The 11,581-nt window shown below is 40.6% G+C and carries 12 protein-coding genes and 1 tRNA gene; 2 read left to right on the top strand and 11 right to left on the bottom strand.

Annotated elements, in window-relative coordinates:
• Positions 1-1,389: 1,389 nt before the first annotated feature.
• The 9 genes from U3A58_RS14465 to U3A58_RS14425 all read right to left on the bottom strand — a co-directional run bounded on the left by U3A58_RS14465 (position 1,390) and on the right by U3A58_RS14425 (position 8,946).
• Positions 1,390-1,860: a hypothetical protein gene (locus U3A58_RS14465; protein ID WP_323824454.1), complete on the bottom strand. Its 471-nt coding sequence runs from the start codon at positions 1,858-1,860 to the stop codon at positions 1,390-1,392.
• A 351-nt stretch (positions 1,861-2,211) separates the two neighbouring features.
• Positions 2,212-2,298, bottom strand: a tRNA-Ser gene (locus U3A58_RS14460).
• A 98-nt stretch (positions 2,299-2,396) separates the two neighbouring features.
• On the bottom strand, positions 2,397-3,464 hold the full coding sequence (locus U3A58_RS14455; protein ID WP_323824452.1) for an asparaginase: 1,068 nt from the start codon (positions 3,462-3,464) through the stop codon (positions 2,397-2,399).
• The gene (locus tag U3A58_RS14450) at positions 3,461-4,237 is read right to left on the bottom strand and encodes a TatD family hydrolase (RefSeq protein ID WP_323824450.1); all 777 of its coding nucleotides are present in this window, start codon (positions 4,235-4,237) and stop codon (positions 3,461-3,463) included. Before U3A58_RS14450 ends, U3A58_RS14455 begins: the two co-directional genes overlap by 4 nt.
• Before the next feature lie 203 nt (positions 4,238-4,440).
• A complete protein-coding gene (locus U3A58_RS14445) occupies positions 4,441-5,559 on the bottom strand; it encodes a glycosyltransferase (RefSeq protein WP_465038360.1) in 1,119 nt (372 codons plus the stop codon).
• Positions 5,559-6,185: a polysaccharide deacetylase family protein gene (locus tag U3A58_RS14440; RefSeq protein ID WP_323824446.1), complete on the bottom strand. Its 627-nt coding sequence runs from the start codon at positions 6,183-6,185 to the stop codon at positions 5,559-5,561. Before U3A58_RS14440 ends, U3A58_RS14445 begins: the two co-directional genes overlap by 1 nt.
• A 1-nt stretch (position 6,186) precedes the next feature.
• Positions 6,187-7,398 (bottom strand): PP2C family protein-serine/threonine phosphatase, encoded by a 1,212-nt coding sequence (locus U3A58_RS14435; protein ID WP_323824444.1) that lies wholly within the window; start codon positions 7,396-7,398, stop codon positions 6,187-6,189.
• A gap of 2 nt (positions 7,399-7,400) precedes the next feature.
• Positions 7,401-7,652 carry a hypothetical protein gene (locus tag U3A58_RS14430; protein WP_323824442.1) on the bottom strand — a complete coding sequence of 84 codons (252 nt, stop codon included), beginning with the start codon at positions 7,650-7,652 and terminating at the stop codon, positions 7,401-7,403.
• A 193-nt stretch (positions 7,653-7,845) separates the two neighbouring features.
• On the bottom strand, positions 7,846-8,946 hold the full coding sequence (locus tag U3A58_RS14425; RefSeq protein WP_323824440.1) for a glycosyltransferase: 1,101 nt from the start codon (positions 8,944-8,946) through the stop codon (positions 7,846-7,848).
• A 21-nt stretch (positions 8,947-8,967) separates the two neighbouring features.
• Here U3A58_RS14425 and ruvC point away from each other — a divergent pair, with 21 nt between their 5' ends.
• A complete protein-coding gene (ruvC, locus tag U3A58_RS14420) occupies positions 8,968-9,543 on the top strand; it encodes a crossover junction endodeoxyribonuclease RuvC (RefSeq protein WP_323824438.1) in 576 nt (191 codons plus the stop codon).
• Positions 9,544-9,593: 50 nt separating this feature from the next.
• On the opposite strand, the gene U3A58_RS14415 is transcribed toward ruvC, so the two are convergent.
• Positions 9,594-10,139, bottom strand: coding sequence for a porin family protein (locus U3A58_RS14415; RefSeq protein WP_323824436.1), 546 nt, complete (start codon positions 10,137-10,139; stop codon positions 9,594-9,596).
• A gap of 177 nt (positions 10,140-10,316) precedes the next feature.
• On the opposite strand from U3A58_RS14415, the gene U3A58_RS14410 reads away from it, so the two are divergent.
• Entirely contained in the window at positions 10,317-10,880 is a 564-nt protein-coding gene (locus U3A58_RS14410) for a Crp/Fnr family transcriptional regulator (protein WP_323824434.1), read from the top strand.
• 11 nt (positions 10,881-10,891) lie between these two features.
• Here U3A58_RS14410 and U3A58_RS14405 read toward each other — a convergent pair whose 3' ends face one another.
• Positions 10,892-11,431 (bottom strand): hypothetical protein, encoded by a 540-nt coding sequence (locus tag U3A58_RS14405; protein ID WP_323824432.1) that lies wholly within the window; start codon positions 11,429-11,431, stop codon positions 10,892-10,894.
• Between the last annotated feature and the right edge of the window lie 150 nt (positions 11,432-11,581).

Raw genomic sequence — 11,581 nt, 5'->3', positions numbered from 1 at the left:
GACTACATTTAAGTCTTGTTTTTCCACACCTCAAAGTACATATTTTGAGTAAAACAAGAAAGGCTAGCCGAGTAATCGACTAGCCTTTTAAACTATCTACTTTTGAGACAGCCTCATTTGTATTAGGATATTTCTGGGCAATTGATCCTGAAAGGATCGAACCATGAATAGCCCCCGGTGCAACCGGGGGTAAAAGACGTTCGAAAATAGATGGCAATCCTGAAGGGATTGAACATTATGGGAGAAGGATTTACAAATTCCAAATAATAGAAAAGCGGAGTCACAAACTCCGCTTAGCGGAGGACTCCACATTCAACTAAAAAGCTCCAAAGATGAAGTAAAAACAGACAAGTGTAAGTAAGAAAGGTACAAATGTCCTCTAAAACCTGACATGCGTTAAGCTAAAAAAATCAAGCTTGATGCAAAAAGATACAGCATTGAGGCAATTAGAACCAAATAGGAATCAAAAAGCCGAAACAGTGTAGTAAAAAGGTGTAACGTTGAAGCTCAAAGATTCAAGCGATATTCAAAAAGCCTCAAATATGATGCGAAAAGGCGCAACGTTGAAGCAAAAAGCCTTAAGCGAGCAGCAAAAAGATCAAACGTTGAGGCTCAGAGGTTCAAGCGAGTTGCAAAAAGGGCTAACGGAGGACCTCCTAAGTTGAGGGGGTACTTCGGAAGTACCCCCTCCCTCCCACTTTTGAAGTATTTCAATAACCCTGACTCGTCGTATCATCCGAGAATGGGGAGTAAGGTGAGGCTAACAACACATTAACCATTTTAGCTAAATCGGTTGAAATTACCTTAAAGTTAAAAAGAGCAACTTATGTCTGCTTGAATTTCAAACTTTCTATGAGATCTATAAAGTATTGCGGACTCCAGATTGATAATGACGAATCATCTTGGATAAATCGTATTAAATCCTCCTTTATACTATTAAAGTCTACGCTTTGTATTTTAGCTCTTATTAGTTCTAAAACCTGCTCTTTGGTAATTGATTTTTCCTGCCAATCACCTGTATCTAAAGCTCTAAGTAGAAAATGAGAAAGATCTAAAGGGCTATCCAAATAAAGAATAATTTATCGTTATCAAAAGTTGTATTAGCAAGTAAGACCTGCAGAGCCTGGAAATTAAGGTAATTGCTGGTATTCTTTTGAACACGATTTACTTGTGATAAGAAGTTAGATAGACTCGATGAACTTCATTTTTTACAATTTTAAAACGGATAAAAGGATCTCGGTCCAGCCAGCCATTTTTAAGGCATATAAGAACGATCTTTTAATTGGCCAACACTTCACCGTGGTATTATGGCTGCAATTCTGGACTGTTTTAAGCCAAAAGGAATAGGAAGAGATGAAGTCGTAGTCCAAGGATTGGATATCCAAATCTTCATTTTTTGTACTTCCATCTCATAAATGCTCTGGTATGGCCCAAGGAGGTTCGATATCGCTGAAGCGTGCCTGGTGCATATTCTTTATCCAGAAGGGCCTCAACCTGATCATTATGCTCCTGAAAAATCTCCAAGATCATTCTTTTCTTTTCTCCTATTCCTAAGAGAATATTTTTTACTGCATCAGCAGTGACCTCTTTATCATGGTCCAGCAATACTTTTTTTGCCTGCAGGGCTTTGTAGTAAAGAGTATCAAGATACGAATTTAAGGTTTTTCCCTCCTCTGAATTTTCTGTTGCACGTCCGGCGGAGACATTCCACCTAGAATATGGACATAATCTTTTGGTGAACAACTCTTTAGCTATTCCATCAACAGTAATTCTCAGGTAAATATACCTTTCATCATTTTTGCTTTTTTGGATTGTTTCAGAAAGAAGAGCAATCCAAAGCATTTTTCTAACATAACGCACTGATATAGGTTAATAAAACTCGAAAAACAGGCTCTAAATCACAAAAAGTTTAAATATTGAACAAGTTGATATTCAAAGCATAATATAGATCTTAGTGCGTCTTTTTTTTCGAAGTAGGTGAACTACACGAATGACGCACTGGAATTACAGGCAATTGTGAAAACTTTAGGGGTTTGAATACAAAAAAGCCTGTAACACAACTAATTACAGGCCTTCGTATTTTCTGGAAAATCTTAACGTTTATCAACGTAAGTACTTGAAAATCAATTATTTAAATATATTTAAGGCAGAAACAAAAATAGGTTACAGATTTTTAAACCTGTAACCTATTGATATTCAATTCCTTAATAGTAGAGAGGAAGGGATTCGAACCCTCGATACCCTCACGAGTATACACGCTTTCCAAGCGTGCGCCTTCAGCCACTCGGCCACCTCTCTAGGTTGTTATACGATCCTTATCCTGAATCGGAGTGCAAAGAAAATTATTATTAGTGCCGTTTCCAAATTATCCTGGAAAATAGCCATTGAAATTGCTATCAAGCGCTCATCTCTCCAGCTAAGGGAACTTTCAGCTTCGCGATTACATCCGAATGCTTGTTCTCCTGACCCAATAAGAACATCAATTTCGTCACAGCTGCTTCAGTAGTCATATCGGTTCCGCTGATCACCCCTACATTCAGCAACTCTTTACTAGTCTCATATCTTCCCTGGATCACTCGCCCACCATTACATTGTGAGACATTTAGGATGATGATTCCTTTTTTAATTGCTTTTTGAAGCGAATTCATAAACCATTCCTTACTAGGACTATTTCCTGATCCATATGTTTCCAATACAATTGCTTTAAGCCCCTTTATATTAAGAGTGGCATCAATCACATTCTGAGTGATCCCGGGAAATAATTTGAGGATAAGTACATTATTGTCAAGTGAATTTCTATTCACCAATTTCTTGTGGGTTTCTAAGGGACGAATTGCTTGTGTATTATAATCAATCACAATTCCTGACTCTGCCAGCGGAGGATAGTTCTCTGATTCAAAGGCATCAAAATGCACGCTTTGCACTTTTTTGGAACGATTTCCCCTAAGCAGTAGGTGATTAAAGAAGATACAAACCTCAGGCACTATTGGCTCCCCATTGATCTTTGCGGTGGCGATTTCTAAGGAAGTCATTAGGTTTTCGCGAGCATCTGATCGCATCGCTGAGATAGGGAGCTGGGCTCCAGTGAATATCACAGGCTTATTCAATCCCTGTAGCATGTAGCTCAGCATGGATGCAGAGTAAGCCATGGTATCGGTACCATGAAGTACCACAAACCCGTCATAACTATCGTAATTCTCATAGATAATGTAAGCCATATCTTTCCAGTGACTCATTGTGACATTGGAAGAATCTATCGGCTCGGGAAAAGAAATCACCGTAATGGCAATATCCATGGTGTAGAGAATAGGGATCTTCTCCAGAATCTGCCCGAAATTAAATGGCACCAACGCACCGCTATCGTCATAGGCCATTCCAAGCGTTCCCCCTGTATATACTATAAGGACAGAAGATGTTTTGCTGGTACGTAGTGCCGTATTTAATCGTACTATTTTATAATTCATGATCCAAGCTCACCGAATAGGTTAAGGGCATTTTGTTTTGTCTTGAGAGCTACTTCCTCTTTCGCAATCTGAAGGAAATCTCCAATTTTCTCTGCAATAATTGGCAAATAAGCCGGAGAGTTCCTTTTTCCTCTAAATGGAACAGGGGCAAGGTATGGGGCATCCGTCTCCAAAACCAAATGATCAAGACCAATTGCTGGAATCACCTCATCCAAACCTCCTTTTTTGAACGTCGCTACTCCTCCTATACCCAACAAAAAGCCTAAGTCTATAATTTGCTTTGCCTGTTCCAAATTACCATTGAAACAGTGGAATATTCCTTTCAATTTACCGTCTTGCTCCTCCTTAACTATAGCTATTGTCTCATCCATTGACTCTCTACAATGTAGCACAATGGGCAAATCTCTCTTTTTTGCCCAATTGATCTGAATCTTTAAGGCCTCCTTTTGCTGCTCAAAAAATGTTTTGTCCCAATAAAGATCTAGCCCTATCTCTCCCACCGCTACAAACTGACGTTTATTCAGCCAATCTTCCATAATAGCCAATTGCTCATGAAAATCATCCTTGACATCACATGGGTGCAGTCCCATCATAGGAATGCATAAACCCGGATATTTGTCCTCACAATCAAGCATCGCTGCGATGGTCTCCACATCCACATTTGGCATGTAAATCCGCTCTATACCAGCATCTCTGATATCTTGGATGACCTGATCCCGGTCCGAATCAAACTTGGAAGAATAAATATGTGCGTGTGTCTCTATGTAATTCATATGATTATAATTTATCTTTTAAAGGCCATAACCTGTCCCGTGACGAAGGAAACGGGATGGAATCTCGCATATATTATATCATCCCAGTGTGTGACCCTTTGAGTCATGCTCGATTTCATGGGTATATTCTGGATTTCCATTTGGTCTTGGAAGGCCAAAAATAGTAAAGAATAGTAAGGACGGTGGTATTGAAATTATAAAAATCAAAAACGAACCAAGAGAACCCATTGATCTTCACTCCTGCTTTCCCTGCAACCCCATTCAGAAACGCTCNTAAGGACGGTGGTATTGAAATTATAAAAATCAAAAACGAACCAAGAGAACCCATTGATCTTCACTCCTGCTTTCCCTGCAACCCCATTCAGAAACGCTCCCTGTAGCAGTATTTTGATCAATCCTAGCATCAATCCAACTGCTGGATACAGCACTAAAAGGCCAATAAGCCCAATAAAATACCCCAACTGAAGTCCTAAAATCATCTTCCAATAAATCGGCAGAGTCATCACACCATTCATCCAGCGCTTCCGCTGATCAAGTAAGCTTCTAAAACTTGTTTCGGGCTTTGTCATCACCAGCATTTCTGGACTTACTTGCTGGGATATGTTGAATCCTTGCAGCTGAATAGCGCGTGAGATCTCAAGGTCTTCCGTAAGGCTAAAGGGCAAATTTTTAAAACCACCCGATTGCTGATAAGCTTCTTGACTGATCACCATATTATTTCCCAAACCCGTAGTCTGAATCCCGAGATCCGTAGCCACTTTGACAAAACCTAAAGTCAGCCACCAATCAAGTTCTTGGAAACGTTCAGCCAGTCCTCTGGCTTCCACCTGAGTAATACCAATCACCAACCCTACATTCCCTGTAAATGCACCGATCCCTGCCCGTATCCAATTTGGATTGACTTCACAGTCTGCATCTGTAAAAAAGAAATATTCTCCAGTCGCTTTTTCACCCAAAACCCCCAAGGCGTTTGCCTTACCATTCCTGTTATATAATGCGGCTTGAGAAGAGTCAATGGTCAGAAAGGTTCGGTTCGAACCCGCCGCACACCAATCTTCCAAAATACCCGCAGTGCGGTCTGTACTCTGATCATCAGCAAACAAAAACTGGATTCGCTCTACAGGAAAATCCAATTGCTCTAAGGATCTCAGTAGGTCTGGAAGATCTCTTTCCTCATTTCTGGCTGACACTAGTATGGAAATAAAGGGCAAGTCCGAGGATAACTTCTCGTTATGATTTTTCCAGAAAAAATTTATCCGTATCAAAACGATGACAAACTGAATCAAAATCAGCCCAACTATTCCGATGCCAAGCCAGAGCATCATAGCACTTCCGCTTTCCAGCCCATCTCCAGTATGTAATCAAGATACTGTGGTAGTATCTTAGGCAAAAGTTCCTGAGTTTTTGACTGATCATGAAAGACTGCAATTGAACCAGCTTTGGTATGTCGTATAGAATTCTTCAAAACAACTTCTGGTTTCAAACGCTGATCATAATCACCCGAAAGCATATCCCACATCACTACCTGATGGCATCTGGCAACCTCCACAGCCTGACTTGATTTGATCAATCCGTAAGGCGGCCTAAAAAGCTTTGTCTCAATCCCCAAAACATCTTCAAGCGCCCTATCGCATAGCTCAATGTTATCTAGATAGATAGACTTTTCTGTTTTCCACCCATTCAAGTGATTAAACGTGTGGTTACCTACCTTGTGGCCCAAGCTGACAAGTTGCCGGGCTAGCCTTGGATATTTGCGTACATTATCTCCTACCACAAAAAAAGTGGCTTTCTGATTTCTTTTGGCCAATTCCTGCAAAACATAATCCGTAACTCCAGGTACCGGGCCATCGTCAAAAGTCAAGTAAACTGTATTCTCAGCAGCACTTTTTCCCCAAATCCTGTTTGGATAAAGCTGTTGAACAAGCTTCGGGACTGTATGCCAAATCATATCATTGGAACCTTAAACTCAGCAAAGTCAAATCATCCCGGAGGGGTACATTCTTCGAAAACTCCTTGATTTTCTTCAAGAACTTCCTGTGAAAATCATCTGGATCCAGCTTTAGATTCTTGGATACAAATTTCTCCAAACGCTCCTCACCGTACTCTTCCTCAGATGGATTCATCGCTTCTGTCAATCCATCAGTGTATAGATGCAGCGAAAAGTCTTTTAGGTCATCTCGTCTACCTATTTCCAGAAATGGCAACTCATCAAAAGCCCCCAAAATTGTGGTTCCTGCATGTAGACTCTCACATTTGCCTGTTTCTTCTCTGCACAGCAATGGGGGATTATGACCTGCATTCACGTAAGTGAGCTCACGGGTTTTGAAATTGAAGTACCCGAGAAAAAAAGTAATGAAGCGCTCTCCATGTGTGTTTTCATACAAGGTATAGTTCAGCTGCTTCACGACCATTTCCAGGTTTGCATCGCTTCGCAAAAGTGTACGTAAAGCCGCCTGGAAATTTGACATCAAGAGCGCTGCAGAAATCCCTTTGCCGGATACATCAGCAATACAGAAGTAAACCTCATCTTTGGATTTGCGGATAAGATCGTAATAATCACCACCTACCATACTATGAGGCAAGTAGGTTACTTTCGCTTTCAGCTCTTTATCTAAAGGAAGCTCGGCAGGAAAAAGCATCTGCTGCACCTGAGAGGCTATAGCCACCTCCCTATTTAAGATCTCCTGCTCCAGCTGTTTTCTGGCAAATCGCTTATTTTCCAGAGCCACCACTAGAATGTTGGTCAGTGCTTGTGTGAAATTAAGATCCAAATCCAATCTCTGATCCTTCCTTTTCAAAAAAAGAATCGCAAGCATCTTGTCCTTATGGTAAACTGGCAAATAGGTTTCCAACTCCTCAAATGAATATTCCTTCTCCAGCTCCAGCCGCAATTCACCGGTGGATTTCTCATCCAGCACCTGATTAGTAGCTATGAGCACAGGTACATTCCCTTTCACCCCATGTGAGATTTTATTTTCAAAAGCCCCTTCCTTGGCCACATAGAGTATGAGTGCTTTGATATTCAGGTGCACAAGGCAGGTGAACTTGAAAATATTAAGCAAAACTGCCTCAGACTGGTTTTCATTTATAGCCTGAGTGATCTCCAGCAGAGATTTCAGTTGCAGTTCCTTGCGTTGATATTTGTGTGTTTCTGTGGTCAATTTTATCGTGTATTATGTGCCATCAGGCCTTTTTTAGACGCCAAAAAATATAAATCCTTTCCTTCCTTACTAATATCCACCGCTCCGAATCTTTCTGTATCCGGATCATCCAGACATTTGATATATCCTTGAGAAAAAAGGCGCTGCAAAGTCGTTAACAGCACTTCCTCCTCCCAATCCAATGTTTCCAATAGATATCCGTAGGATTGGACGAAATAAAGCTCGTCCATCAAGTCAAATTCCTCGTCGTTCATGTTCTGATTTTCAGATTCAAAATTAAGTGTATCCTCCTTTCTGCCAGTAAAGAAACTAAAGTATCATAGAATTTAGTAATCATTAGAATTTAGCCCACTTCGGTCTGCTGTCTTCGGTCTTCCTGCCCGATAAGCAAAGAAATTTTGGGGACTGGCATTATTGAGGATAATCATATTCAAAATTAACACTTCTCTAGTTCCCCCTGCCTTTCCATGTGAATTTTCCGCTCAAAGCTCGAATCCCAACTCTAAATACATAGAATGGATGCACAAAGGATGTCTGAAGGATCATTCGATTACTTGGTTGGCTGTTCAGACTTTTCAAAACTTTACCCAAACTAATTTTCTCTGCAAATATTTTCATAAGCCAACCTAAGGCAAAAGCCAGTATTCCTTTGGCTCCCAAGAAAACCAAAGAAAAACTTCCAATCCATACCAACTGAACAAAAAATGCTCCAGCGGCAGACATAGCATGCGAGATGGAGGAATGTGCCTTCCACTTACTCGCCCAGCGAACACGCTGACTGATTAATGACTCCCAAGTAGGCTCTGCCTTTGTTTTGACTAAAGATTCCAAAGTTGTCAAATAATGACAAGCACCTTTGCCATAGCATAGATGGATTTTCTTCAAGAGAAACTCATCATCCCCTGAAGAAAATTCGCGATTCCCCTCGTATCCATTTACTTGAGCGAAAGCTTCTTTTCTGTAAGCCAGATTTGCCCCACTACACATCAAGGGACATTTTTTGGCAAAAGAGAAATTCGTCATCAACAGAATACTTGCCCAGTCCAGGGATTGAAATACCTCCAACAACTTGCTTTCTGCCTCTACCATCACCGCTCCTGCTACTAATTGAATCTTTTGATTCTGAAATGGCGCAATCATATTCTCAACCCAAAATTCATGAAAATCACAATCTGCATCGGTGCATAGGATAATTTCTCCTGTTGCCATTTTTACACCAAATTCCAGCGCACACTTCTTTCCCTTTTTCTGACTTCGAAGGACTTGGATGCTTGGATTTTCTTCAAAGTACTTTTCCAAAAGCTGAAAAGAGCCATCCTCAGAATGATCATCTAGTAGCAAAATGCTAAGATTTGGATACCTGAGCTTTTTTAGATGTGCACTCAAACTTGGGATATTCCTTACTTCATTTCGAAAAGGAATGATAAGTGTCACTTCTGGAGTAAATGAATGATCTATAGCCTTACCTTCATTTATTTCCCAAAATCTGCTTATCCACCAAAGCAATGTGAAGTAACTCAGAGACCAGATGAGGTAAAAACTTAGCATGTTTTGGGCTAACTTGCGCCAGTGAGCAAAGAACAAGAAAAAGCACCAAAGGAAAAAATCATTTTAGGCATAGATCCCGGCACAAACGTCATGGGTTACGGGGTGATTTTGACAGAAGGAAAAAAGTATAAACTCCTCCAATATGGCGTAATTCATCTAAAAAAGTATGAGACGCATGAGTTGAAACTCAAGAAAATTTTTGAACGGATCACGAGTATTTTAGAAGAATTTATGCCGGATAGCGTGGCTTTGGAAGCTCCATTTTTCGGCGTAAATGTGCAATCCATGCTCAAGCTCGGCCGAGCTCAAGGTGTAGCAATGGCAGCGGCACTGGCAAGAGATATTCCTATTACTGAGTATTCGCCCAAAAAAGTAAAGCAGTCAGTCACCGGAAATGGCAATGCCTCCAAAGAGCAAGTTGCCGCTATGCTTCTGACACTTTTCTCCTTGACAGAGCTCCCCAAAATGCTGGATGCAACTGATGCTTTGGCGGTAGCATTATGCCATCACTTCCATGAAGGAAGAATCCAGACTAAAGGCAGAAATGCTGGTTGGAAATCTTTCATAGAAGAAAATCCAGATAGGCTGAAAAAATGAAAACCCGGCTATCACCGAGCTTTCGAATGCTATTTGATGCTGAAGATCAGTTAGAAATCTATCCCAACAGATAATTTCAATACGTTGTTTTTCACATCTTGATTGAAGTAGTTCAAACTTTGAATACCAAAATCATAGCTTACCTGAGCATTCAAATTCAACGGCAGTTTCACTCCCACACCTACTATGCCTGCAATATCATAAGCCTTGATAGCTTCTGTGCTGGTTTCAGTGTTTCCCCCTGCTTCATATTTTCTTGAAACCAACAAAGACCCCTGTGGACCGACAAAAACGTTGAGAATAGGTAAGAAATTAACCCGGAGGAGTAAAGGCAAATCTACATAATTCAGACGTTCCTTGGTTTCTCCGGCTGTAGTTTGATCTATCCTATATCCTTTTTGTGAATATTGAATTCCTGGTTCTATGGAAATAAAGCCCAACTCTTTTCGATAATAGACGCCTGCATGAATCCCGCCAGTAGCATCAGATTCAAAATTGGAGAAATTAGCCAAACTATAACCAGCTTGAACGCCAAATTGCGCATTGGCCGTACTGAAGAGTCCTAAGGCAAAGCATAAAATCAAAAGCTTTTTCATAAAATATTGATTAGTTTATAAAGTATAAGTGTAGTATTTAATGGATTCAAGGCTAAAATTTGAGATATTTTCAATAAAAAACGCGTGTTGATGTGCTTCTTTTTAAATTAACTGAATCAAACCTAGGGAAAATCTAAACTATACCCTTTGCCATCATCACTTTTTAGTAACTAACCTATGGAAAATTTCTCAACCCTATTTAGCAAATTTCCTACCACAAGTGACGAAGCAAAAGCAGCTTTTGCGAGCCACCTGGAAGAATTTGAGGTTGAAAAAGGCTTCTTATTAGAAAAAGAAGGGCAAGTCAGCAAGTACCTCTATTTTGTGGCGGAAGGATCTGCTCGAAGTTATTACTTTCGAGAGAACCGAGACATTACAGTTTCATTTACGCTAGACGAGGAATTTGTCACCGCTATGCATTCCTTTATCACTCGGAAACCCTCCTACGAAAACATCGAAACGATGGAGAAAAGTAGGGTTTTCAAAATCTCCTATGAAAACCTGCAAACATGCTTTCTCGAATTTCCAGAATTGGAGCACGCCTATAGGTTGATTTTGGAGCAGTATTATATAGTGCTGGAGGAGCAACAGATCTTCACCAAATTCAAAACAGCTAGGGAAAGATACCTCGAACTGATGCAATACCGACCAAAAGTGATTCAAAAGGCATCTGTAGGTCAAATCGCCTCTTTTCTAGATATGACCATTGAGACGCTCAGTAGGATAAGAGCCAGAATCTGACCCAACTCCTTTTAAGACCCACTTCCCTTAAACTGATCTTCCTTGTAAGCATAAAGCACGTTGAAAGTAGTCAATGAACCGTATGCTCTGGTGATATACTGCTGCAACCCAACTCGATCTTCGTCGTCCAACTTTGGATGATTGTTGATGTTTTGCTCCAAAACCCGAAGCTTTTCACGCACCATCACAATCTTATGAAAAAAGGTCGCCATCGGAATCTCCTTGCTTTGCAGTGCCGAATCATTGGGCTCAAACACTACATTCCCTCCCATCCACTTTCCCCCTAATGTAACAATCGGAGCTCTCTCCGAAGTCTGGATTAGTGCTTCTCGAATCGCCCTTTCCACATCCTTCATCGTGAGCATAGGGAAATCAGCCACCTTGGCTTCCTCCACAGTGAAGCCATCATAATCTCGGGCAAGTGTCTTTACCTCCTCGGTATTATAAAAGTAAATCTTGTAATAGGTATCATCCAGAGACAGTATCATTCCTGTTCCGAATTTTGGGTGAGATAGTTTGCTTCCCGGTGCTAGTTCACTTGCTGATGCCATTGTAAATAAGGTTTAGGCATCCAAAATAAGGAATTTTGACAAATTCATACCCGGTAAAAATATAACAGAAGCAGTATTTATGATATCTCACCAATTGCAAAACTTCATGCACTATTGTGATGCTATTTCAGGATGAGATAGTCCGATACA

The organism is Algoriphagus persicinus (genome assembly GCF_035156415.1).
GTDB lineage: Bacteria > Bacteroidota > Bacteroidia > Cytophagales > Cyclobacteriaceae > Algoriphagus > Algoriphagus persicinus.
This window is presented reverse-complemented; position numbering and strand designations above follow the sequence as displayed.